Source organism: Marnyiella aurantia (genome assembly GCF_014041915.1).
GTDB lineage: Bacteria > Bacteroidota > Bacteroidia > Flavobacteriales > Weeksellaceae > Marnyiella > Marnyiella aurantia.
Genome location: NZ_CP059472.1, coordinates 1,713,041 through 1,738,362 on the forward strand (window position 1 = coordinate 1,713,041; position 25,322 = coordinate 1,738,362).

Genomic DNA, 25,322 nt, shown 5'->3' on the forward strand with positions numbered 1-25,322 from the left:
TTCTTAATTAATGTTATAGTTTACTCCTAAACCAAAGTAGAAGGAGTTTGCTTTGGCCTGGCCTGCAAAGTTTATATTCTGATTATTAAAGACTCTGCTTTTTGGAAAAGTCTTGGCTGCTGCCAGATCTACTCCCAGACTGCCAAACTTCAATCCAATACCTCCAGTGATAGCATGTGCATCAAAAGATGGGGTTTCGGGAATGAAATTGCCGTCTTCATAAGGCGATTCGTCATAGTACCAGCCCAGTCGTCCGGCAATTTTAGTCGTAAACATGTATTCGGTACCTACACGGAAGTTTCTTGTATTATGGAAATCCTTGATGTTGGTAAGTACAGTAGGATCTGCCTGATTGCCGATTGGTGCGTTTTCAAAATCAAGCGTAAGCCTGTCATATTTTTCCCATCCTACATAGTTCATATCAGCAGAAAGTTTCCATTTCGGAGTCACTTTAAACGTTGCACCAATTGTATATTCTTCTACAAGAGGTAAAGTTGCTTTGAAGTTATCCTGACCCGCCGCATCAATTCCGATCAGCGGATAGAGAGCTGGAGTAACGTTGAAGCTGGCCACCCCATTTTCGGCCTTCATATTAACCGGGGAACGGTAGGCAATGGAAACATCCCACTTGTCATCCGGCTGAAAATAGAAGCCCAGTCCAAAACCGTGACCCTTGGCTTTTTCATCCTTAATATTAAGCGTCCCATTGTAAAGAGTCAGTCCTTTGTCCCAGTCCACAGAACCTGTCGCATAAATATAACTTGCGCCCACAGATGCCCAGGGAGCCAGTTTTACTGAAACCATTGGTTGAAAATACATCGCCTTCAGAGCAAGCTTCTGCACAATTTCACGTCCTTCCCAGTCTTCTGGCCATTGGATCGTGCTGCCGTATGGAGTAGTAAAACTGAAACCAACAGAAACATTGTCCATAACCTTATAGGCTACTGCGGCATAGAACGGTGTCCCAATCGGATTGTCTGTATCGAAGGACTGCATTGTAGTCGGATTCTGATAAGTCACGTTTGTTATCGCCCCAAAACCACCTGCTGCCACGCTTAGTTTGGCCGGAATAAACGACATACCTGCGGGATTGAAGAATGCAACACTTGCATCTCCTGCGTGGGCGCTGGTGTGCGCCATTGCCAACTGCTTAACGCCCTGCAGTGAAACCCTGAAAGCTCCGGCCTGCGTTAAAACTCCTGCCAGTAAAGCTGTAGAGATTAAAACTTTTTTCATAATCAATGATTCGTATATGTTGGTCAAATATATAATTTATTTTATTTATATGTTAATATTTCTTAATATTTATGAGGACTTACTAAAACTTTTGCTATGTGTAGCGCAACGGTTGAGAAGTAGTTAATAAAGCGAAATTGCGGGATGCCTGTCAAAATAAACGCGGCATATAAGACGTGATCTAAAAATTATTCTAAATTTGCAGATTGAACAAATTTTAAAACAGATAAATATGAGTTGTGGATGTAAAACATCCGGAGATTCTGCTCATAACTGCGGAACAAAATCCGCGAACGGCTGTGAAAGTGTTGATACCTGTGGTAATAGCTATAAATTAAGTGTTTTTGACTGGCTTTCGAACGTCAATAATCCCACTTCCGGTAAGTGTGATATGGTTGAGGTCAGATTTAAAAATGACAGAAAATGTTTTTATAAGAACATAAACAGTTTGCCGCTTCACATTGGAAGCATCGTTACAGTAGAATCGAGTCCCGGACATGATGTAGGGGTTGTAAGCCTTACCGGAGAGCTGGTTAAGGTGCAGATGAAGAAGAAAAATTTTTCTGAAGAAGGTGCCCTGAAAATTTACCGTCTCGCCAATCAGAAAGACGTGGAAACCTGGCAGGACGCCAGAGCCCGAGAGGAACAGACTAAAGTGCAGGCGCGTAAGATCGCCCAGCATCTGCGTTTGGATATGAAAATTACCGATGTTGAATTCCAGGGGGATAACGGCAAGGTAACTTTTTATTATACGGCTGAAAACCGTGTTGACTTCAGACAGCTGATCAAGGAGTTTGCAGGTACTTTCCGCACCAAGATTGATATGAAGCAGATCGGTTTCCGCCAGGAAGCTGCGAAAATAGGAGGGATAGGATCCTGTGGACGTGAACTTTGCTGCTCCACGTGGCTTACCGATTTCCGTTCGGTAAATACCAACGCGGCAAGATATCAACAGCTCAGTATAAATCCGCAAAAACTGGCAGGTCAGTGTGGTAAGCTTAAATGCTGCCTCAATTATGAACTGGACAGTTATCTGGACGCTCTTCATCATTTTCCTTCAACTTCCACTACTTTAGATACAGAGAAAGGAAGGGCTTTTTGTATTAAAATAGATGTCTTCAAAAAGAAAATGTGGTTTGCCTATATGGATCACTCGGCTGCTTGGTACGACCTGGAGATTGCGGACGTAAAGACCATGATCGCTCAGAATAAGAAAGGTGAAAAAGCCAAACCTCTTGAGGATATGAAAGCTGTAGCACCGGAGGTATTTGCAAAAAATACCGACCTTATTCAGGAAAACAGTGTAGATCGTTTCGAGGGTAAAAACCGTAATAAGAACCGCGGCCGGAAACCTGATAACAGAAAACCGGACAACCGCGCGGCTGCCGATAACCGCACAGCTGCGGAAAACAAGCCACGCAAACCAAAAGGAGAGCAGAAGCCGAAACCACAGAATGCCCGTCCGGAAGGGAAGCCTGACCGTGAACCGGGTACACCAAATCCAAATAAAAAGAAGTTTCATAAAAAAGGACCACCCAAACGTGATACAAATGCCTAAAGCAGTAATGCTCCTTGCCTCTTTCGCACTTTGGAGCTGCGGTTCTGAAGGTTCAGATATCAAGACTAACAGCCTGAACAGCAGTTGGCATAAGAATGCTGAACAGCAATTTGACTTCAACATTGCACAGGCTCAGAATCCCAAAAATATTACCTTTGTTGTAAGGAATAACAACAGTTACCCTTACAGTAATATCCGTTTTATCGTAAAAGTTTCCAATCTTAAAACCAAAAAGGCAGAAACTGACACGGTGGACTATACAATGGCAAAACCGGACGGAGAATGGCTGGGAAAAGGTTATGGCGAGACTAAGGAAATCCACTTTCCCTACCGCACCAACTACCGCTTCCCAAATGAGGGTACCTACAGAATAGGAATCACTCAGGCTATGAGGAATGATACCCTGAAAGGTATTGAGGATATAGGCGTAATGATAGATAACACAAAACCATAATTATTTCCTATGGACGTTAAAAAAAATACGGAAGGCACTTCCCGCAAATCTTTCCCTCTACCTCCGAAGAAAGGCAGGAACAGAGGATGGAAAAAGTGGGTTAAGTTTATCTGGACGGGACTGGTAGCAGTGGTTTTAGGTATTGCAGCCCTCTTTTTTGCGGTTTCGCAGGGATTTCTGGGCGAAATGCCCGAAGTGCAGGAACTTGATAATCCGGATATTTATGTTGCTTCCGAAATCTATTCGGCAGACGATGTCCTACTGGGCAAATTTGAAAAGGAAAAAACCCAGCCTGTTACATTCTCGGACTTGCCGCCATTCCTTGTGTATGCTTTACAGGCCAAGGAGGATGAACGTTTCAAGGAACATTCGGGCATTGACCTTCAGGCTGTAGCACGTGCGGTAGTTTACGGTGGTGACCGGGGCGGCGGTTCTACAATTACGCAGCAGCTTGCAAAGCTCCTTTTTACTCCGGATCCCGCATCGAACAAAATTAAAAGAGGTTTCCAGAAACTTAAAGAATGGGTTGTTGCGGTAAGTCTTGAAAAGAGATATACCAAGGAAGAAATTATCCAGTTGTACCTTAACAAATTCGATTTCCTGTATAATGCAAACGGGATTGAGATGGCATCGCGGATTTACTTTAACAAAACTACCAAGCAACTCACCTTACCGGAAGCCGCTATGTTTGTAGCTATGCTGGAAAATCCCGTAAAGAATAATCCCAAGAGAAATCCTGAACGTGCCAAGCAGCGTCGGGATGTTGTGCTGAGCCAAATGCTTAAAACCGGTTATCTGGATCAGGAGACCTATGACAAAGCAGTAAACCAGCCTGTGGTGCTGGATTATCAGCCCGTTAAATCAATAGATGAGGGATATTCTGCTTACTACAAGTCTCATCTCAGAAAGGAAATTGAAACCTACCTTACGGATTACGAAAAGAAAACCGGAAAGACCCTAAACCTTTTCAAGGACGGACTTAAAATCTATATTACGCTGGATTCCAAAATGCAGAGGTATGCAGAAGACGCGATAAAAGAGCATATGACAGAACTTCAGGCAAGTTTTGACAGGGAGCAGCGTGGGCGTAAGGATGCACCTTTCTACTTTATTGATAAAAAACAGATGAACGACATCATGATGTCTGCAGTAAAGAGAACAGGACGGTATAAACAGCTTAAAGCAGCAAACGTTTCTGAAGACTCGATTCTTATTGATTTTAATACTCCAACCCGTATGTCCAGGTTTACCTGGAAGGGCGAAGAGGAAGTGGAAATGTCTCCATGGGATTCTATCAGATATCACAAGCAAATTGCTCAGGCGGGTCTGATGTCTATGGTACCCGGTACAGGCGAGATTAAGGCCTGGGTAGGTGGCATTAACTGGCAGCATTTCCAGTATGACCACATTAAGCAGGGAAAAAGACAGGTGGGATCTACCTTTAAACCGTTTGTATATGCCACAGCAATCATGAACCTGGGCATGACACCCTGCTCGCAGGTTTCTAACGCCACTTACCGGAAAGGAACATGGACTGTGGAAGGTTCCGGCGGGTCTCTCGCATTGAAGGACGCCCTGGCACACTCTAAAAACCCCGTGGCGGTAAGGCTTATTGAAATGACCAGTCCCAAGAAGGTTATTCAGACTGCCAGGGACCTTGGGGTTACTGAAGATATCCCTAATGAATACGCCATTGCCCTTGGATCATCGGATATTACGATTTACGAGATGCTTGGTGCGTACAGTACATTTGCCAATTACGGAAATTATATGAAGCCTGAGATGATCTGGCGTATTGAAGATGCTAATGGCCGGGTAATCAAAGAAGTGGAACCCGTGGTGCGTGAGGTGATGAATGAAAAATACGCCTATACCATGATTGAGCTTATGAAAGGCGTGGCACAGTTTGGTACCGCTTCCGGAGAACTCGGCAGAAGAGGCATCAGCAAAGCTGTTGAAATTGCCGGTAAAACAGGAACTACAAATAATAACTCCGACGGTTGGTTTATGGGAATAACTCCAAACCTGGCCACCGGTGTTTGGGTAGGATGGGAAGACCGCGCCACTCATTTCCGGAGTACCGGTGAAGGGCAGGGTGCCAAGATGGCACTCCCAATCTGGGCCATCTTTATGAAGAAGGTGTGGGCCGACAAAACTTTAGGTGTAACACCCGAGGATAAATTTGTTAAGCCTTCAGACTGGACAGATGGTTGTCAGAACCTGCAGGGACTTGGCGGTGGTTATGGTGATGAAGGACCTTTACCTACACTGGAGGACCTGAAGAATCCAACAATCGAGGAACCGGTAAAAAACAATACCCGGTCTCCGGGACGCAAGGAGGATAATGTAAATGAAACGCTGAACTCCGGCGATGAGATAGATTTTAATAAATAAACACATTCTTAGCTCCCCCTTTGTGAAAAGGGGGAGCTTTTTTGTGCCGTTCTCCCTATGCTTTTCTTAACTTTACCTCATGAATCTGCAAAATATTACTCAACAATATTTAGATATTTTTCCAGGTGATCTTTCCGGAAGCCTTCAGCAAAGACAGACACCTAATGTACTTTACTCCACCGTGAAGCCGGTCGGTTTTGCGCGTCCAAAGCTGATTCTTTTTAATGAAGAACTTTCACAGCACACAGGCCTAGGTAAGTTTGATGATGAGGACCTGCCCTTTTTGGCAGCAACTGATTTACCTGCCAATGTACGAACGTATGCTACTGCATATGCAGGCCATCAGTTTGGCAACTGGGCCGGGCAGCTGGGCGATGGCAGGGCAATCTATGCCGGCGAAATAAAAGATGAAAATGGCAGGACTACAGAATTACAGTGGAAGGGTGCTGGTGCCACCCCTTATTCCAGATCGGCAGATGGACGCGCAGTCCTTCGCTCTTCCCTGCGTGAATATCTAATGAGTGAAGCCATGTGGTATCTGGGGGTGCCTACCACCAGATCATTGAGTATTGTGCTAACCGGCGAACAGGTAATCCGTGATATGATGTATGACGGCAACCCGCAACCGGAACCTGGTGCAGTGGTGATCCGGACAGCCGAAAGTTTCCTTCGTTTTGGTCATTTTGAGCTGCTTTCAGCACAGAAAGACATCGCTTTACTTACAGAACTTACGGATTTTGCCATTGCAAATTACTTTCCGGAGATTCGTACTGAGGGAAGCCTCAAGTACCGCGATTTCTTCGCGTCCGTTTGCAGGAAGACGGCTGCACTGATGTCGGAATGGTTCCGCGTTGGTTTTGTGCACGGTGTTATGAATACCGATAATATGTCCCTGGTGGGACTGACCATCGATTACGGACCGTTCTCCATGCTGGACAGTTATGATCTTAATTTCACACCTAATACCACTGATTTACCCGGACGCAGGTACGCCTTCGGAAAACAGGCACAAATTTCACAATGGAATCTCTGGCAACTGGCAAATGCCCTGTTCCCACTTATTGAAAATGCTGATTTTTTAGAGAAAACGCTGAATGAATACAGTGATCATTTCTGGCAGCAACATGACTGTATGATGGCATCTAAATTTGGCTTTGAAAATCTTACTGAAAAGGATGATGAATTCTTTACAGAATGGCAAAAACTGATGACGGACCTGCAGCTGGACTATACTTTGTTTTTTACTGAACTTGAAAAGTGGGATGAGTCAGCTGGTCTTCAAGATTTTTTTGAAAAGGTCTCGTATTCAGTTACTACAGATGAATCCTTGTCTAAACTGAATGACTTCCTGATTTCTTACATTGAGCGGCGTAACCTGAACAACATTACCATTGCCGAGTCCAGAATGCTGATGGCAAAAAGTAATCCCAGATTCATTCTCAGAAATTATCTACTGTTTGAATGTATAGAGGAAGTGAAAAGGGGTGAAAAAAATATGCTTAACAAACTGCTCCATGCGCTTCAGAATCCCTATCAGGAAATTTACCCTGAATTTTCGGTAAAGCGGCCTTTGGGTTATGATGATGTTTCGGGGTGCTCCATGCTGTCCTGCAGCTCATGATTTTAATGTATTTTCGCAGAAATTCAGCAAAAGTGAAATTCAAAAGTAAGTTTGTAGCTTTTCTTAAACTTGTTTTCCCAAGCACTACTCCGGAAGTGCTTTTGTTTATGGTATTCCTTGCTGCTTATGGTACTTTAGCATCGGTGATAGCAATTAATTACCGGATTATCTTTGATAACAGAATTCCGTGGGACGCGTACTTCAGCTTTGACAACCGAGCTATAGTAATGACCGGCGGGGGTTTTGAAAGGCATCCGCTGGCCAATTATTTCTTCAATCTGCTTCGCAATGCCGGCATGCAGATATCTGGCGGAAAGTACAATTCGGATTTCCGGCTTTTTCTGGCTTGGTGCAGTACGGTTACACTAAGTTTAAGTTTAGTGCAGATTTACAAATATTTAAAAAATATCATCAGACTGCCGGTTCACATCTGCGTATTTTTAGTGGTCTTCTTTTCTTTTTTCAGCACCAGCATTCTATTGTCCTTCACGCCGGAAACCTATACTTACACTTTATTTCTTCTGGTGCTGTTCAACTATTATGCGGCATTGAAGATTCGGAATCAGGAAAAAATTTCTGCAGCAGCGTTAGCTTTGGCTACTGTTTCTGTAGGTGGACTCACCATTACCAATGCGGCCAAAGTTTTTGTACCCGTTCTCTTTGAAAAAGACCTTTTCCGAAACTGGCGCAAGCTGGGCAATGCGTTTTTTAGAAGCCTGACAGCTGTAGGCGTATTTGTGCTTCTGTATTTGAACCGTCTCAATTTCGATATTGAACGGATCTTTACAAAAACGGCAGCGCAATACGATAAATTTTCTGATCCAAAGGTTACTCCCTTATGGGATATGGTGGTTTCCTGGTTTTGGGGTGGTAATATGCTTTTTCCCGGTTTCGTCATACGTGACTACCACAATGCAAAAGGATTTGAGTATAAAGCGCTTTTTATGGAGGTATATAACAGTCCGCTTCCGTATATCTTTACCGGGCTTATGTTTTTACTTTTCGTAATGGGCTACGTACGCAACTTCCGTAACCGACTTGTGCAGACCGTGATGTTGGGCTTTGCGCTGGATATCATGATACATGTAGTACTGAAGTTTGGCCTCCATACTTCTTATATTTACGGTGGCCATTTTATTTTCGCAGTACCTATAATGTTGGGGTGGCTTCTCTGCAGTTTAAGGCATTGGCGGCGCGTATTTACCGGTGTGTTTGCACTTATGCTGCTTTTGTTTGCGTATCTGTGTGTCAACAATGTCTTTAGAATGCAGGAGTTCTTTAGCTTCCTCAATGCTTTCTACATATAAGAAAAGCCGGTAATGACCGGCCTGATTTCTGGTATTTTTATAATCCTACTTAGCTTCAACACAGAAAACTCTGTACTGTACAGCAACTGCGGTATTGAAAGACTGCCGAATCCTTGCCAAATCTCCGGAGGCACTTTGTTTGGTGAAATAGCTTCCAGCCAGGATTTTATAGTTAGGCCTTAGTGAAGCATCTGTTTCCACCTTCATATTCGGAAACCTTCTGCGGAATGCCGATTTCACTTCATTCGCTTCAGTATTGCTTTTTACCACTGCAATCTGGATCTTGTAACCCAGTATTCTTGGGTTTTTACGGCAAATCTCTGCATTTGTTAGTTCACGGCTGGGTACTAGAACCCTGGCAGGTTTTGTTGTGCCTGTAGATGCTGTCCCGGAATTTCTGGTATTTCTGGAGCAGTTGTCCTCCATATCTTCCAACGCATTCTGTACTTTGGAGTCCATAGAAATCTGTAACCGTGTACCATTTATTGTATCCACCTTTACAACCTGTTGCGCATCAGCATTATATACTGCTATACACATTAAAAGGCAGCATATCTTGAGTAGGTTCTTCATTCAGTATTATTTTAAGCAAATTTATAACAAATAAAAATTATTCCAAACTTTGTTATTTAGAACAGTTACAAATTAGTTCAAAACCAAAATAGGCCCGGCGTTCACCTGTTAAATTCCTGTTAATTGTCTTATTTTTGCGCCACTGATTATGTTCTCTGAAATCTAGAAATTAGTACTAACACAAGTTTATTATCAATGATTAGTTGGAAAAAGCATTACAAAAAAGGGTTGGTAGCAATAATGCTGTTGCTTTCAACCGGTGCTTCTGTTTATGCACAGGGCGATGCCAAAAAGGGTGAAGAGCTCTTCAATGCAAATTGTACCGCCTGTCACGCCTTGGATAAGCAAATGGTGGGCCCTGCACTGGGCGGAGTAGTGGACAGGTTAAAGACAGAACAGAATCTGGACACGGACTGGCTGCATAAATGGATTAAGGATAATGCTTCACTGCGTGCATCCGGAGACAAATATGCAAATGAGGTCTACGAAAAGTTCAACAAAACAGAAATGTTGCCTTTCCCTAATCTTACAGATCAGGATATAGACGATATTTTAGAGTATACCACAAACCCACCCGCACCTGCTCCTGCAGCAACTGCTGATGGTGCCGGGGCTTCCGATCAGAATTCAGCCGCGATGCTGGAAGCTGCTCAGGCACAGAAAACGAATTCAACAATTATACTGGTTTCACTGATAGCCATCTGTGGTTTGCTTGTTTGGCTTCTGCTGAAACTCAGACAGTTGGTAAAGCTGCAGCAAACGGAGGAACTTGCCGGTCTCAATACATCAAGAAGTGTTTCTTTCGGTGCGCTTTATGAGAAATACAGCTACGTAGGTAAAGCCCTTCTGGGTCTGCTTGCATTGTTCGCCTTCTATGGAATCTGGAACTGGCTGATGTGGATTGGTGTTTACAAAGGTTATAAGCCCGAGCAGCCTATCTACTTCTCTCACAAAATTCACGCTGGTGAAAATAAGATTGACTGTCAGCTTTGTCACTCATCTGCAAAATACGGTAAGGTTTCGGAAATTCCTTCAATGAACGTTTGTATGAACTGTCACCGTAATATCTCCGAATACAACGGATCTTACATGGAGCCAGGTAAAGATAAAGCATTCTATGATGCTGAAATCCAGAAGATTTATGCAGCTACCGGCTGGGATCCTGCTACGCAGCAGTATACAGGAAAAACACAACCTGTAGAGTGGGTACGAATTCATAATATGCCGGATTTCGTGTACTTTAACCACGCGCAGCACGTTGTAGCCGGTGAACAGGCAATTATAAGTTCGCACAATAAGAAAAACCCGGATAATAAGATTGATGTAGTTTGTAAAGCATGTCACGGCGCGGTGGATACCATGAACGTAGTACAGATGGCCAATGACTTTACGATGGGTTGGTGTATAGACTGTCACAGAACTACTGAAGTGGATATGAATAACTCTTATAATAAAGAGTACTTCCAAAGTCTGCATGATAAGCTTAAGAAGCAGTATCCAAAGAAAGAAGGAAAAATTACTGTAGATGCAATCGGGGGTCTTGAGTGCGGTAAATGTCATTATTAATAACTAAAAATTAGAAGTATCAATGGCTTCAAATAAAATACAATTCAGAAGTATTCACGAACTTAAAGATCCGGCTTTAAACGGTAAGCTGGCTCAGAAAGAGTTTCAGAATGAAATTCCTGTTGATGAGATTCTTGGTGATGATCAGTTGCTTAACAGTGACAGCGGTACATCCAGAAGGGATTTCCTGAAGCTTTTAGGATTTTCTACCGCAGCTGTAACACTGGCGGCATGTGAGGCACCTGTTGTCAAGTCTATACCGTACGTAGTAAAACCCCACAGTATTATCCCTGGTGTACCTAACTACTATGCGTCCACTTATTTTGACGGGTTTGATTTTGCGAGTGTTCTCGTAAAGACAAGAGAAGGCCGTCCGATAAAAATTGAGCCGAATCCGGCAGCAGGTGCAATGGGTACTACAAGTGCCAGGACCCAGGCCAGTATCCTTTCGCTTTATGATAATGATAAAGTAAAGCAGCCTAAACTGAATGGTAAGGACGAGACTTTTGATAAAGTGGACGATTATGTTCTGAACGCTCTTACTCAGGCTCAGGGTGCAGGAAAAAGAATTGTTGTTTTATCACATTCTTTCCCTTCCCCAACTTTCAAGAAACTTTTCTCAGAATTCAAAGCTAAATATCCAACGGCGGAGCTCGTAACTTATGATGCTTATCCTTATGCGGCCTCCCTTGATGCTGCTCAGGAGGTATTCGGACAGAGAGCCCTTCCTGTGTATGACCTTACTGCCACTCAGCTGGTAGTGTCTTTCCAGGCAGATTTCCTTGGAGATTACAACGGCGGTGGTCTTGAAACTACTTACGCCGCAGCCAGGAAACCGGGCGCAAATATGCTGAAGCATATTCAGATAGAATCCAATATGTCACTTACGGGTGCAAATGCGGATGAAAGGATGCCAATGAAGCCAAGCGATGTAAACCAGACTTTACTGGCAGTTTACAACGGTCTGAACGGTGGCGGAGTTAATAACCCTGCTGCAGCCAAGATTGTTAAGGAACTACAGGCTAAAGGAAGCAACGCTGTTGTTTTTGCCGACGGTTCCAAAGCAGCCCAGGTACTGGCGCACCTTATTAACCAAAAGCTTGGTTCTACTGCTTTCACAGGAAGAGCGAACCTGATGAAGGAATTCGACGGTGCGAGATATCAGGAGTTCCTGAGCTGGATGAATGCCGGTCAGGTAGGAGTTCTTATTACAAACAATGTAAACCCAATATATTCTTCAAACAAAGGACAGGCTTTCAAAGCTGCTCTTGGTAAGGTAAATGCCGTAATCGCAGTTGCTGATAAGAAGAATGAGATGTATAAAGCTGCTCACGCAGTTATTCCGGTAGCTAACTGGCTGGAAAGCTGGGGAGATCTTACTCCGCAGTCGGGAGTTTATGCCCTGATGCAGCCTACCATCCAAAAAATCTACAAATCCAGACAGATTGAAGAGTCTCTTCTTGTTTGGATTAATGGTAAAAACAATACCAACAATAACTATTACGAATATCTGAAAGCGAATGCCACTACAATGATTGGTGGAACAAGCTTCAACAAAGTTCTTTATAACGGCTTCAATGCTGCACCTAATGCAGGTGGTACCCTTTCTTACGGCGGTGGAAATGCAGCTCAGGCTGCTGCAGAGATTGCCAATATGAAACCTTCGGAATACGAACTTGTCCTTTATACCAAGACTTCAATTGGAGACGGAACCCAGGCCAACAATCCTTGGCTGCAGGAACTTCCGGATCCTGTAACGAGACTTGCTTGGGACAACTACCTTACCGTTTCTCCGGACGATGCCAAGAAACTTGGTCTGGAAAATGACCTTAATGCCAGAATGCAGCTTGACGGTTCCAGAGTGAACCTTACTGTAAACGGTGTTACAATCAAGGATGTTCCAGTATTCGTACAGCCCGGACAGGCCGACGGTTCTTTCGGACTTGCGCTTGGATACGGTAAAACTGATTCAGGTAAGATCGCAGAAACGGGTGTTAATGCTTACCCTCTGTTCGACGGTTCCAACCTTGCTCTTTCAAACGTTAAGATTGAGACAGTTAGCGGAATGCACGAATTTGCAGGTATGCAGCTTCATAATACCCTGATGGGACGTTACGAGATCGCAAGAGAAGTTCCTCTGGATGATTTCATCAACGTACCTTTTGATGACAAAATCAACGGTTGGAACAAGCCTTTGGAGTACCATACTCTTACTGAATCCACTCCGGCAGGGAAGATCTCTTTATGGGATGAACATGATGATACAGACGGTCCTCACTTTAACCTTTCTGTAGACCTGAACGCATGTACCGGCTGTGGAGCATGTATCATCGCTTGTCAGGCAGAGAACAACGTACCTGTTGTTGGTAAGGAGGAGATCAGAATGTCGCGTGATATGTATTGGTTAAGAATTGACCGTTATTATTCAGCAAAAGAAAAAATCCATACTAAGGAGCAGGTTGAAAGAGGCCTTAATGTTCCTGAACTGTATGATATCCTGATTGAGCCGGCTAAAAACCCGGATGTTATCTTCCAGCCGGTGATGTGCCAGCACTGTAACCACGCTCCATGTGAAACTGTATGTCCGGTAGCGGCAACTTCTCACGGTAAGCAGGGTCAGAACCAGATGGCATACAACAGATGTATCGGTACAAGATATTGTGCGAACAACTGTCCGTATAAAGTAAGAAGATTCAACTGGTTTACTTATAACCTGAATGATAAATTCGACTTTAACCAAAACAATGATTTGGGAAGAATGGTACTTAACCCGGATGTGGTAGTAAGAACCAGAGGGGTTATGGAGAAATGTTCACTTTGTATCCAGATGACGCAGAATACCATTCTGGAAGCTAAGAAAGAAGGCAGAAGAGTGGCAGACGGAGAATTCCAGACAGCGTGCTCACAGGCTTGTGGAACCGGCGCCCTGAAGTTTGGTGACATGAATGACAAGAATTCTGAGGTACGGAAACTCTACAACAGCAACAGAAGATATACATTGCTGGAGGAAATCGGTACCAAGCCAAACGTATTCTATCATACCAAGGTAAGAAACAGAAGAGAAGATAATAAAGTATAAATAATAATAAGGTAACAAATGTCACATTACGAAGCCCCGATCCGGGAACCTTTAATTATTGGTCACAAAACCTATCACGATATCACAGAAGATATCGCCAGACCCATCGAGGAAAGAGCCGGGAAACTGTGGTGGATTTCTTTCTACGCAGCACTTGCCCTTTTCATTTACGGCTTCGGCTGTATTGCCTATACCATAGGAACCGGTATCGGTGCGTGGGGCCTTAACAGAACCATAAACTGGGGTTGGGATATTACCAACTTCGTATGGTGGGTAGGTATTGGTCACGCAGGAACTCTTATCTCCGCAGTACTGTTACTGTTCAGACAGAGATGGAGAATGTCCGTTAACCGTTCGGCAGAGGCGATGACTATCTTCGCGGTTGTACAGGCGGCCATCTTCCCTGTAATCCACATGGGTAGAGTATGGGTAGGCTACTGGGTATTCCCGATTCCTAACCAGTACGGATCTCTTTGGACCAACTTTAACTCACCTCTTTTCTGGGACGTATTTGCAATCTCCACTTATTTCTCTGTGTCCACGGTATTCTGGTTCATGGGTCTTATTCCGGATTTTGCCATGATCAGAGACCGTGCGAAAACTCCGTGGACTAAAAAGATCTATACTTTCCTTGCCTTTGGTTGGGGTGGTAAAGCCAAACACTGGCAGAGATTTGAAGAGCTTTCACTGGTACTTGCGGGTCTTGCGACTCCACTTGTATTCTCGGTACACACCACGGTATCCTTTGACTTTGCTACGTCGGTAATTAAAGGATGGCACTCTACAATTTATCCGCCATACTTCGTTGCCGGTGCGATCTTCTCTGGATTTGCAATGGTACAGACACTTCTTCTTGTTGCCAGGAAAGTGTGCGACCTTGAAGATTATATCACAATGTACCACATTGAGATCATGAATATAGTTATCATCGTAACGGGTGGTATGGTAACCGTAGCTTATGCCTGTGAGTATTTCATCGCATGGTATTCCGGAAGCCGTTATGAAGACTTCGCATACCTTACACCGGGTGCAGCAACCGGTCCATACTGGTGGGCATTCTGGTCACTGATTATCTGTAACCTTGTTGTGCCGGCATTATTCTGGTTCAAAAAAGTAAGAACGAACATCATCGCTACATTCATCATTGCCCTGATCATTAACATCGGGATGTGGTTTGAGCGTTTTGACATTATCGTAATCAACCTGTCACGCGACTATCTGCCAAGCAGCTGGACAATGTTTAAGCCGTCCATTATAGACGTTGGTGTATTCTTGGGAACGATCGGATTCTTCTCCGTACTCTTCCTGCTGTATGCACGTACATTCCCTGTAATCGCACAGGCGGAATTGAAATCTATCTTGAAAATTTCAGGTGAAACCTATAAAGCAAAAGAAGGAGATGAGCACCACTAAAATAATTTACGGACTGTACGCCGACGATGATGACCTGATGGATGGCGTAAGGGCTTTTAGAGACAAAGGAATTGCCATTAATGAGGTGTATACTCCATTTCCGGTACACGGGCTGGATAAAGCACTTGGCTTAAAGAAAACCCGTATTTCTGATGCTGCATTTATGTATGCTGTTTACGGTGTTACCGTGGCTATACTTATTTCCTGGTACGCCATGAATCATGACTGGCCCATGAACATCGGTGGTAAGCCATCGTTCACATGGTGGGAAAACATGCCTGCCTTTGTAGTGCCAATGTTTGAACTTACAGTTTTCTGTGCAGCTCACATGATGTCGCTTACTTTCCTTATAAGAAATAAGATGTATCCTCTGGCACCGCCACAGAATCCTGATCCACGTACGACGGACGATAAGTTTATGATGGAGTTTCTTACAGATGATGTAGATACTGTAAAGCAAATCCTGATTGATACAGGAGTTGAGGAAATAACTGTAAAAGATGCGTAACATGAAACAGAAGATATTCAAAATAACTGCAGCTTTAGCAATAACTACTGTGATGCTTAATTCCTGTGGGCCCAAGGATAATCCACCATTGGTTTACTTTCCGGATATGTATTTCCCGGTAGCGTACGACCCTCTCATGAAAGCGGAAGATGCTTATTCTGACCATGAAAATGAAATTCCCGCGTTTGTAAAGAACGGCGGAGCCACAGGTATGATTCCTGTGGACGGTACTGTAATGCAGAATAAAGACGGTGTAGCTGAAGCAAACTCAGCTTCTGCTATGACTCCCGATCAGTATAATGCCGGATATGCCGAGTCAAAAGGTCTTACTGCCTCGCCACTGAATGCTGCCGGACAGAAGAAGAATCTTGAGAGAGGAAAAATTTTGTATGACCGCACATGTGCAGCATGTCATGGCACTTCAGGTGACGGCCAGGGGCCAATTGTTCAGAGCGGCGCTTACAGTGGTGTGCCAAAATATGCAGACCGTGATATTTCTGTAGGTTCTGTACATTACGTAATTATGCACGGAAGAAACGCAATGGGTTCATACGCAGGCCAGCTTAATGCTGGTGACAGATGGAGAGTGGCCATGTATGTTATGAATGCCTTTAAAGGCGGAATGACTCCGGCTTCTTCAGGTGCTGCAGCAGGAACAGCAGCTTCAACAGATTCTACCGCAACTCAATAATAAAAAGAATTAAAATGTATAGTTTTTCGCCTAAATTAAAATTAGTTTCTATTATACTCCTCGTTGCCGGATTGGTTCTTTTTACCGCAGGATATTTTATGAATCATGGCATAGATGACACCAGAATAGAACATATGATGGAGGCTGCTATGAGCTCCGGAGAAAAAGCTCCTACGCATTCCAGCGAAGTGATGACTCCTGCAAAGGATCATGACGGTCACCTGGCCCATGCTAAACATCAGATCCATAACCAACCGTTAGCTTCTATACACTTTATTGCTGTATTCTTTTTTGGAGTTAGCTGTGCGGTAATGTTCTTCTACTGTATTCAGCATGTTGCACATGCAGGATGGCCTATCATTATAACAAGGGTCATGGAAGCGATCGGAGGCTATATTCCTTATGGAGGTGCCATTCTGATCATCATTATGCTGCTTAACATTACACATTACGGGCATCTGTTTCACTGGATGGATCCTGAATTAACAGATCCAAACTCAGATCAGTTTGACGTAATCCTTTTTGAAAAGAAAAAGTTCCTTAATATTCCATGGTATGCATTCCGTACGGTATTATATGTAGTAGGTGCTTCCTTCCTCGCCTGGAAGTTAAGACAGATGTCCAGAAAGGTTGATGAAACCAAGTCTCTTAGAGATTACCAGTACCTGTACAGATGGGCTGTTGGTTATATCGCTTTTTTCGGTTTCGCATCAGCAGCCTGGGCGTGGGACTGGTTAATGTCTATTGACCCTCACTGGTACTCCACAATGTATATTTGGTACTCAATGGTTAGCTGCCTTTCCAGTGGTATTGCTGTGATCATCATACTGAGTGTTTATCTTAAGAAGAATGGTTTCCTGCCGCAGTTTAATGATAACCACCTTCATGACCTTGGCGTATTCCTGTTCGCTTCAAGTATGCTCTGGACATATACATGGTTTGCTCAGTTCATGCTTTACTGGTATGCCAACGTACCGGAAGAGGTTAACTACTTCTTTGGAAGGTTTGAGCACTATAAAGAAATCTTCCTCCCAATGCTTATCCCGAACTTCCTTATTCCATTGTTGGTAATGGTAAGTTCCAGCATCAAGAGAAATTATAAGGTGGTTACCACAATGGCATTTATTGTCCTGTTTGGTCATGCATGGGATTACTTTAATATGGTAATGCCCGGTACAATTGGTCCATACTGGAGAACTCCTGAACTTTGGATTCTGACCATTGGCGCAGTACTGTTTGTTGTTGGACTGTTTATGCTGGTTGTTCTGCACACCCTTTCAAAACTCAAACTTATTCCGGAAGGTAACCCTTACCTTCATGAATCCAAGATTTACGAATATCCTTTCTAAAAGGAATGCAATAACTCTAAATCCCCGTTAACTTACGTTTTCGGGGATTTTTATTATCTTTTACCTCTGTATTTGTGAGTCCACCATTTCTGATTTCATGCTTGCGATACAGTTTAACCTGATAAACCACTATAACAACTATGAAAACAAAGCTTTTATTTCTGCTGGTGTTCGCCGCCTTCTTTTTAGTTTCTGCGCAAACACTGAAACTGGTCTCGGCCAACACCGGAGAACCGCTATCTAATGTTAGTTTCTTTTCTGCTAAAGGAGAACTCTATACGACTTCCGATGTGGAAGGACTGGTTCAGCGGGACGCTCTTTTGCCTGTGCAGGAATCTTATATTCTGGTGCATGATTCCTATACTCTGGCTACCGTTTCTGCAAAAGATCTGCAAGTATCCACGCTTAAGTTGAATGACCGTGTAACGGAGATCGCTCCTGTTGTTGTAAGCAGCAAAAAAGCCAGGTTCATGACCGTGCGGGGACCCTTTAATGTATACCTCACTGTTAACAAAGAGTTTAATGTTTATGCAGATGGAATTGCTACCTATGTATACGATAGCAATACAAAGAAGGTTAAGGATCTGTACATAGAGCAGTATAGGTCATTTACGCGGAAAAATGAAAACGAAGACCGAAAGAAGATAGCGTCTATGGTGTATACAGGTTTTTTGAAACTTCCTGAACTGGAACGAATCGGTAAAATGCAGGAACCGAAGACCAATCCCAAAAATAAGTATAAAGAGGTGAGCAATGATGATATTACAATGATGCAGCTTAACTCCGCAGCGCTTCAGGAAAAGCCATTCAGCATATTTGGATACAGCTTTTATGATTTTGTATACAAAAGCACAGTCAACTTCACCAAAGGCTCCGTTAATCTACGCGACTTTACGGGCTACAACGAGCAGTTGGCTTTTAAGTTGAAGCACAAATCTGAACCCGATTTTCACCAAATGATCAAATATGCAACTTTCATCCCACAGGAAATTGGATTTACGGATAAACCGGAATCCAATAAGGTAAAATTAGATCCCGCCAAAAGCTCCTACAGTGAACGCTATTGGGAGGAAGTGGGTTTCCCGAACATGCAGCCTGTCTTTAGCAGCTTCAGCGGCGAGGGACTTCACGAGGGTCCGAACGGTGGGCAGCATAATTAAGAAGTTGAGTATCGTCAAAATAAGTTAAATTTGTATGAAATCACCTTTTCTATGAGAAAATTAACCCTGCTGCTATGTGCGGTTTTCCTTTTATTAATCAGCTGCAAGAAGGATTCAGTGGATGCCACTAATCTTAAGACCTTCCAGTCCAGCATCAACGATATGGCTTCCAGCCTCAATACGCTTCAGCAGTACAAATTTAATGAGGCGCTGTACATGCTGAAGACATTCGCTGTGGACGCGGAAGGCGAAACGCACGAACTTGTACAACTGTCCAAACTCCTGGAAGGTAAGAAGGTTCCCGACATCTTCCGTATGGCCGACGAGGTTGCCAGGGAAAATGGGATTGCCTGGACCAGTACCGGTCCGCCTTCATTGGGTGAGATGAATATTTTTGAAGATGTAGCGGCCAAAGAATCGGATCCGAATGATATTTCCGCAAACGCACTCCGCATAACTACAAGGCCGGCGCAGGCAGACAGTGTGTTGGGTCCCAAAGCCCTTCTTGTAGTGCCGCGTCTGGTAGATGGCAACGGGAAACCAATTGAATTCAGTGGTGCTGCTTTAGAAACCATAATGGAAGTATACAGTGGAGGCAACAAGGTCTTTACTTCCAAAAATTTAATGCAGGACAATAAATTTTACGGCTTTACGCTGCGTTATGATAAACTTCCTGCCGAAAAGCTGCAGAATAATACGGTTGACATCACTGTCTCTGTTAAGACAACGGCGAAGACACTTAAGATGACCAATGTAGGTGTAAAAGTCAATCCGAATGCTTTAATGCAACCGCAGATTGCACCTCCGGCTGAACCGCTGGAAACAGAAGTCCAGGATCCTTCGCTTGCAGATCCGCTCGCAGATCCTGCTCCGGGAAGCTCACCTGCTCCGGCTGGCGACCCCAAGACCACAGTGCAGCGCTTTCTGAACGGCATCAGTACCCAGAATTTGCGTTCTGCCTACGAGGTGTCCAGTAATCCTGCATGGGGAACCTATGATAAATTTTCTAATCCTAACTCTGGTTTCGGCAGCGTGAAAAGTGTAAATGTGAAGAATATTTCAACTTCCGCTTCAAATCCAAATTCCGCTTCCGTATCTGCTGCGTATGATGTGACAGATAAGAACGGCAACACTTCGGCACTTAATGTTACTTTCGGTCTGAAGAATGTAAATGGAGAGTGGAAAATATCCAGTTATAATATAAAATAGAATGTCAGCAGACTTAGTACAAAGGCTTGAAAATGCAATTGAAACCGTGCCCAATTTTCCTCATGATGGTATTATGTTTCGCGACATCACGCCCATTTTTTTGGATCACCTGCTTTATGCTGATGTGATTTTGAATTTAGCCGAATTCAGCAGAGGGAAGGTTGATGCGGTATGTGGTATTGAAAGTCGGGGCTATCTTTTTGGGATTGCTGTTGCAGTGGCCATTGGGGTGCCATTCATCCTTATACGTAAGAAGGGCAAACTTCCGCCACCGTTCGTTGCAGAGAAATATGATCTTGAATATGGGTCTGCGGAGATTGAGATGCGTGAAGGCCAGTTAAAGCCCGGTCAGCGTGTATTGATTCATGACGATTTGCTTGCTACAGGAGGCACTACCGAAGCTGCAGCACGTCTGGTACAGAAGCAGGGCGCCACTGTTTCGCAATTTAGTTTCCTGATTGGTTTAAGAGGTTTGCAGGGCGAGCAGAAACTGGCGCAGTTTGATGCGGAAATTCACAAAATTCTTGAGTATTAAAAGTTTCTGGAGCATTGTAACAAAAATTTTGTTAATCATTCTGAAACCACTAAATTTGCACTTCAATTTTACATAAATTATGGCAAAACATAAACAAAACGAAAAAACTCCGGAAGGTAAGGAAACAGTTGAATTCTTCAAGGATCTGGATAAGGAAGCTTTGCAGACTGAGCGTTTTCTGGAGAAGAACTCCAAAATTCTGGTTATTTTGTTTGTTTCAATGGTGGCTGCCGTGCTGGTGTACTTTGCGTACCAGCAATTTGTTGTGGCTCCTAAAAATCTGGAAGCTACCAAAAGCTATCTGGCTGCACAGAAAAATTTGGCCGAAGGTAATAACGCTGAAGCATTGGGTGGGAAATCTGCGGCTAATCCAGGGTTCCTGGGTACTGCAAAGGAATACACCAATACATCTGTAGGGAAACTTTCTGCTTATAATGCAGGTCTTCTTAAATTTAAAGAAGGCAAATACCAGGAAGCCTATGATTTGCTGGATCAGTTCTCATCAGATAATGAAGTCCTGATGGCTCTTAAATATGGCGCTATGGCCGATGCTCAGTCTAATCTGAACAGAAATGACGAGGCACTTTCGCTGCTTGAAAAAGCAATGAATGCTTCAGACGATCCTTATACCAAATATTACTTTACCCGAAAAGCCGGTACAGTAGCGCTCGCGCTTAATAAAAAGGATCTGGCGAAGAAGTATTTCACTTCCGTAGATGAGAAGTTCAAGGATTACGACAACGGAATGTCCGACGCTTATATTGAAATGGTAAAATACTTCTAAATATGGCAACAGTTAATCTTTCAGATTACAAACCATTACATATACAAAATGCTGATTCTTTCCGAATTGGCATTGTTGTTTCAGAGTGGAATGATTTTGTAACCCACAACCTTCGCGACGGTGCAGTAGAAGTACTTACCACAGAAGGCGTGAAGCGCGAAAATATTTTGGTTTTCAGCGTTCCCGGTGCATTTGAACTAAGCTATGCCTCCATGCAGCTTTGTAAAGAGAAACAGTTTGATGCTGTAATTGCAGTTGGCTGTGTGATACGCGGAGAAACTTCGCATTTCGACTATGTATGCCAGGCTGTGACGCACGGCATTAAAGACTGTAATATCCTTACAGATACACCCACCATTTTCTGCGTTTTAACAGACGATACCAAAGAGCAGTCCATTGCCAGGAGTGGCGGTACTTTAGGAAATAAAGGGGTGGAGGCTGCCGTTACGGCACTGCAGATGATTGGTTTCCGAAATAAATACGGAAAATAACCTTCAGAGCTAATTCCTGAAGCCGAAAGGTTACCTCACCGTCGTTATGTGATCAGGTGAGGCACAAACCGGCTTTGGTTGTTGGTAATCAGGTTTACACTTTCACGCACACCAATTCCCGCCGCTTCCTGACCGACGATCCAACTCCCAATCACGGGAAAATTCCCGCTGAAATCAGGAAGGTCAAATAACTGCTGATAGATATATCCTTCCTTTCCGTAAGTTCCGCTGTTTTCTTCAATAGGACGGTAATTTTTGAAGAGCGATATATTTGCTCCCTCACGCGAATAGAGTGGCTTTTTGGCATAGCTCACGAGATGACGCGGCTCAAAATAACTCTCCAGAAGATAAGGATGGTTGGGATACAGTTCCCAAAGTACGGGAAGCATAGCTTTTGACGAAGCCAGCATTTTCCACGCCGGCTCAATCCACTGTGTTTTGTGCAGATTGCCTGCCAGGTTTTTCCCAAAATCTTCTGCCAGAATCCACTCATAGGGATAGAGTTTGAAGATCACCTGCATCACCTCTCGGTTTTCGTCAATAAATTCCTTAATTTCTTCAGCCCAGCCTATATCCTGAACTGCTATGTATTGCGTTTCCAGACCAGCCTGCGAGGCGCAGTCGCGCATATATTCTACCGTGGTTACATCTTCAATATTGGTCAGGGAAGCAAAGTGTACGAAATCGCAGCTAAGGTAAGGTTTCAGGTGCTTCCAGTACTCAATCAGTTTTTCGTGGATGGAATTAAACTGGTCATTATTTGGGAATTTATCCTTCAGCCAATACCATTGTATTACAGATCCTTCAAATAGTGAGGTTGGCGTATCGGCATTAAACTCCAGAAGTTTGATTTGATGACCGTCGTACCCCAGATCAAACCTGCCGTATATGGATGGTGCATCGTTTTCCCAGCTGTCGGTGATGGGTTTTCGGAACCATTCGGGGATCTGGAATTTAAAGAAGAGGTTTTTAGAAATTACATGTTCCACGGCTTCCAGGTACATATCCCATAATTCCTGTGTAGCCTTTTCGAGTTGGTCTACTTCGTTGCGGTCAAATTCATAGTATGCGCTTTCATCCCAATAGGCATCGTCCAGCGAATGGAAACCAAATCCGAGATCTTCCAGTTTCTGCTGCCAGTTTTGACGTGGGATAGTAGGGATCCTGTTCATAATCAGGATGAGGCACTGAAGCCCGATTTGCCCATTCCACCTCTTACCACATTCCCTTTATAGGCGTTTCGTCCAACATTGGAACTAGGTGAAAGCGCGCCATTATAGTACCCCCGCTGGAAACCGTTTGCTCCGGAAAAGCCGTAAGGTCTGAAAACATGATACAGCAGCAGCCCCGTCATAAAACCATGTGCCGGACTGTAGCCTGCCGTAGAATCCGAACGCATATATACTTTTTTCTCACCGTCCCAGGACTTCTCTTCAGGAGTGGGAGAGCAGCTGGCTAAAATTCCGCTTACGAAAACTAGGGTGATTTGCTTGCTTTTTTTCATGATCTTATTGAACGGTGATATAGAATTCGTAGTCTTTCTTAGCTGTCTGCTCCACAGTGCCTCCATTCTGCTCTACAGTCACCAGAGTGTCCCCTAATGCAGGAATGGTGTCCATATTAATGATTTCCCTGGCCAGACTGTTGTTTACCCACACTTTATGGCGTGTAACAAGTACATCTGCCGAGTCCAGGTGTTGAACGGAAACCTCTGTTTCGATCGAAGATTTTTTAGGAACGGACTGAACTGTTTCGTCCGTAGGCTGCCCGCTGCTGCAGGAGATCACCAGTAAAAGGGGAAGTGCAGAACTGAGTCGGCGTATTTTTTGATGCATCGTTTCTGTTATAAAAATCAAAAGTAGTAAATACTTATTTATTTTGTCAGAATATATAAATTTGAACATCAAACTTAATTAAATAAACTATGAAATGGACTGGGGACCGTAGCGGTAATGTGGACGACAGAAGAGGTGCCGGCAGTGGTGGAATGCTGGTAGGCGGCGGATTGGGCTCGCTTATTATTGCCGCCATCGTATTTTTCCTGGGTGGAGACCCTTCAGCTATCCTCAGTACCGGAGGATCATCCACTGCACAAACTGAGCAGCGTGACCTAACACAGGAGGAACTGCAGGTGCGGGAGTTTGTTCAGATGATCACTGCAGAGAATGAACAGACCTGGGATAAAATATTTTCGGAGAACGGTATGCAGTACAGCCCTGCAAAAGTGGTGATGTTTGAAGGGATGACACAATCCGGCTGCGGAACCGCACAGGATGCTATGGGACCTTTTTACTGTCCCTCGGATCAGTCCATTTATATGGATATGAGTTTCTTTTCCGAATTGCAGAGCCGGTTTGGTGCAGAAGTCACTGAGTTTTCTGTAGCGTACGTGATGGCTCATGAAATGGGACATCATGTTCAGAATTTATTGGGAACTCTGCAGAAAACAGAACAGCTTAGACGAAGCGGTAACTATTCTGAAACGGATATGAACCAGGTTTCAGTCGCTACGGAATTACAGGCGGACTTTTACGCTGGATTATGGGCACGTTATACCGAAAACCGTGAGAAATTTCTGGAACCGGGTGACCTGGAAGCTGCGATGAGTGCGGCTGAAGCTGTGGGTGATGATAATATACAGAAGCGGTCTCAGGGTTATGTAAATCAGGAAAGTTTCACTCACGGTAGCTCAGCACAGCGAAAAGAGTGGTTTATGAAAGGTTACAACACCGGCGATATCAGGCAGGGTGACACCTTCAATGCATTACTTAAATAAGATTTAACAGTTTTGGAAATTCCTGCTTATATTTAGGCAGGAATTTTTGTTTATGAGCCTCTACTTCATTGCATTCGAACCACCGCCGGAAGTCTCAGATGAGATCAGGCTAATCGCGAAGGACTTCGCTGTACGATTTGGCGCCGAACGGGCGTACAACAGCTTCCCGCATATTACTTTGATCCCGCCTTTCAGTTTTGATGAGCAAAATGAAAGTGAAGTTGTAGGTAAGTTTATGAAAATGATCCTGACGGTAAATCCTTTTTGGATGCGTTTAACAGGCTATAACTGCTTCAACAAACCCCAGAATCCTGTTATATATCTTGAGCCGGAATCTAACAAAGAACTTCAGAAAATTTATTCCGAAACCAATTCTGCGATGTCTGCGTTTAATTATGCCGGCCATTTTCATCCTCACCTTACCGTGGCGTTCCGTGACCTAAGTCCCGAAGCATTTTTAAAGGCATGGGAGCAATATTGCAGTAAGAAAGTTGACTTTAATTTTCCTGTAGAAAAAATCAGCCTTTATAAGCACCTGCACGGGAAGTGGCATCCCATTGCTTACCGGGACCTTCCTTCAGCAAAATAATTAAGCCACCGGATCCGGTGGCTTAATTT

Annotated in this window: 23 protein-coding genes; 18 read left to right on the forward strand and 5 right to left on the reverse strand. The window is 43.9% G+C overall.

Translation table 11 applies throughout. The annotated features are described in order from the left end of the window. Positions 1–3: 3 nt before the first annotated feature. A complete protein-coding gene (locus H1R16_RS07900) occupies positions 4–1,236 on the reverse strand; it encodes an OmpP1/FadL family transporter (RefSeq protein ID WP_181887118.1) in 1,233 nt (410 codons plus the stop codon). Positions 1,237–1,468: 232 nt separating this feature from the next. Between H1R16_RS07900 and ricT the strand changes: the two genes are divergently transcribed. The 5 genes from ricT to H1R16_RS07925 all read left to right on the forward strand — a co-directional run bounded on the left by ricT (position 1,469) and on the right by H1R16_RS07925 (position 8,570). Continuing rightward, positions 1,469–2,794, forward strand: coding sequence for a PSP1 domain-containing protein (gene ricT / locus H1R16_RS07905; protein WP_181887117.1), 1,326 nt, complete (start codon positions 1,469–1,471; stop codon positions 2,792–2,794). Then, positions 2,787–3,248 carry a gliding motility lipoprotein GldH gene (locus tag H1R16_RS07910; RefSeq protein ID WP_187350449.1) on the forward strand — a complete coding sequence of 154 codons (462 nt, stop codon included), beginning with the start codon at positions 2,787–2,789 and terminating at the stop codon, positions 3,246–3,248. Before ricT ends, H1R16_RS07910 begins: the two co-directional genes overlap by 8 nt. 9 nt (positions 3,249–3,257) lie before the next feature. Beyond that, positions 3,258–5,642, forward strand: coding sequence for a penicillin-binding protein 1A (locus H1R16_RS07915; RefSeq protein WP_181887115.1), 2,385 nt, complete (start codon positions 3,258–3,260; stop codon positions 5,640–5,642). A gap of 79 nt (positions 5,643–5,721) precedes the next feature. Beyond that, positions 5,722–7,263 carry a protein adenylyltransferase SelO gene (locus H1R16_RS07920; protein WP_181887114.1) on the forward strand — a complete coding sequence of 514 codons (1,542 nt, stop codon included), beginning with the start codon at positions 5,722–5,724 and terminating at the stop codon, positions 7,261–7,263. 32 nt (positions 7,264–7,295) lie between these two features. Continuing rightward, positions 7,296–8,570, forward strand: coding sequence for a DUF6080 domain-containing protein (locus tag H1R16_RS07925; RefSeq protein ID WP_228451380.1), 1,275 nt, complete (start codon positions 7,296–7,298; stop codon positions 8,568–8,570). A 45-nt stretch (positions 8,571–8,615) separates the two neighbouring features. Here the strand turns inward: H1R16_RS07925 and H1R16_RS07930 are convergent, their stop codons facing one another. Beyond that, positions 8,616–9,143 carry an SPOR domain-containing protein gene (locus H1R16_RS07930; RefSeq protein ID WP_181887113.1) on the reverse strand — a complete coding sequence of 176 codons (528 nt, stop codon included), beginning with the start codon at positions 9,141–9,143 and terminating at the stop codon, positions 8,616–8,618. 195 nt (positions 9,144–9,338) lie between these two features. On the opposite strand from H1R16_RS07930, the gene H1R16_RS07935 reads away from it, so the two are divergent. The 11 genes from H1R16_RS07935 to ribH all read left to right on the forward strand — a co-directional run bounded on the left by H1R16_RS07935 (position 9,339) and on the right by ribH (position 21,928). Next, entirely contained in the window at positions 9,339–10,709 is a 1,371-nt protein-coding gene (locus H1R16_RS07935; RefSeq protein WP_181887112.1) for a c-type cytochrome, read from the forward strand. 22 nt (positions 10,710–10,731) lie between these two features. Beyond that, entirely contained in the window at positions 10,732–13,788 is a 3,057-nt protein-coding gene (locus H1R16_RS07940) for a TAT-variant-translocated molybdopterin oxidoreductase (protein ID WP_181887111.1), read from the forward strand. An 18-nt stretch (positions 13,789–13,806) separates the two neighbouring features. Next, positions 13,807–15,201 (forward strand): NrfD/PsrC family molybdoenzyme membrane anchor subunit, encoded by a 1,395-nt coding sequence (nrfD, locus tag H1R16_RS07945; protein ID WP_158063029.1) that lies wholly within the window; start codon positions 13,807–13,809, stop codon positions 15,199–15,201. Continuing rightward, positions 15,188–15,709, forward strand: coding sequence for a DUF3341 domain-containing protein (locus tag H1R16_RS07950; RefSeq protein WP_181887110.1), 522 nt, complete (start codon positions 15,188–15,190; stop codon positions 15,707–15,709). Before nrfD ends, H1R16_RS07950 begins: the two co-directional genes overlap by 14 nt. Continuing rightward, on the forward strand, positions 15,702–16,400 hold the full coding sequence (locus H1R16_RS07955; protein ID WP_181887109.1) for a c-type cytochrome: 699 nt from the start codon (positions 15,702–15,704) through the stop codon (positions 16,398–16,400). Before H1R16_RS07950 ends, H1R16_RS07955 begins: the two co-directional genes overlap by 8 nt. 14 nt (positions 16,401–16,414) lie before the next feature. Further along, positions 16,415–17,749 (forward strand): quinol:cytochrome C oxidoreductase, encoded by a 1,335-nt coding sequence (locus H1R16_RS07960; RefSeq protein WP_181887108.1) that lies wholly within the window; start codon positions 16,415–16,417, stop codon positions 17,747–17,749. A gap of 140 nt (positions 17,750–17,889) precedes the next feature. Beyond that, positions 17,890–18,909, forward strand: coding sequence for a hypothetical protein (locus H1R16_RS07965; protein WP_182035751.1), 1,020 nt, complete (start codon positions 17,890–17,892; stop codon positions 18,907–18,909). A gap of 51 nt (positions 18,910–18,960) precedes the next feature. Next, positions 18,961–20,118 (forward strand): hypothetical protein, encoded by a 1,158-nt coding sequence (locus H1R16_RS07970; protein WP_181887106.1) that lies wholly within the window; start codon positions 18,961–18,963, stop codon positions 20,116–20,118. 1 nt (position 20,119) lies between these two features. Then, entirely contained in the window at positions 20,120–20,653 is a 534-nt protein-coding gene (locus H1R16_RS07975) for an adenine phosphoribosyltransferase (RefSeq protein ID WP_181887105.1), read from the forward strand. A 79-nt stretch (positions 20,654–20,732) separates the two neighbouring features. Beyond that, on the forward strand, positions 20,733–21,437 hold the full coding sequence (locus H1R16_RS07980) for a tetratricopeptide repeat protein (protein ID WP_181887104.1): 705 nt from the start codon (positions 20,733–20,735) through the stop codon (positions 21,435–21,437). 2 nt (positions 21,438–21,439) lie between these two features. Then, positions 21,440–21,928: a 6,7-dimethyl-8-ribityllumazine synthase gene (gene ribH, locus H1R16_RS07985; protein ID WP_181887103.1), complete on the forward strand. Its 489-nt coding sequence runs from the start codon at positions 21,440–21,442 to the stop codon at positions 21,926–21,928. Between the two features lie 44 nt (positions 21,929–21,972). Here the strand turns inward: ribH and H1R16_RS07990 are convergent, their stop codons facing one another. Genes H1R16_RS07990 through H1R16_RS08000 form a run of 3 tightly spaced genes read right to left on the reverse strand, consistent with a single transcriptional unit; the run spans position 21,973 to position 23,763 of the window. Next, the gene (locus H1R16_RS07990) at positions 21,973–23,100 is read right to left on the reverse strand and encodes a glutathionylspermidine synthase family protein (RefSeq protein ID WP_181887102.1); all 1,128 of its coding nucleotides are present in this window, start codon (positions 23,098–23,100) and stop codon (positions 21,973–21,975) included. A gap of 2 nt (positions 23,101–23,102) precedes the next feature. Then, positions 23,103–23,432: a hypothetical protein gene (locus H1R16_RS07995; protein WP_181887101.1), complete on the reverse strand. Its 330-nt coding sequence runs from the start codon at positions 23,430–23,432 to the stop codon at positions 23,103–23,105. Positions 23,433–23,436: 4 nt separating this feature from the next. Continuing rightward, positions 23,437–23,763: a hypothetical protein gene (locus H1R16_RS08000; protein ID WP_181887100.1), complete on the reverse strand. Its 327-nt coding sequence runs from the start codon at positions 23,761–23,763 to the stop codon at positions 23,437–23,439. An 89-nt stretch (positions 23,764–23,852) separates the two neighbouring features. On the opposite strand from H1R16_RS08000, the gene ypfJ reads away from it, so the two are divergent. Both ypfJ and H1R16_RS08010 read left to right on the forward strand, forming a co-directional pair. After that, the gene (ypfJ, locus tag H1R16_RS08005) at positions 23,853–24,704 is read left to right on the forward strand and encodes a KPN_02809 family neutral zinc metallopeptidase (protein WP_181887099.1); all 852 of its coding nucleotides are present in this window, start codon (positions 23,853–23,855) and stop codon (positions 24,702–24,704) included. 52 nt (positions 24,705–24,756) lie between these two features. Next, positions 24,757–25,293 (forward strand): 2'-5' RNA ligase family protein, encoded by a 537-nt coding sequence (locus H1R16_RS08010; protein ID WP_181887098.1) that lies wholly within the window; start codon positions 24,757–24,759, stop codon positions 25,291–25,293. Positions 25,294–25,322 lie beyond the last annotated feature (29 nt).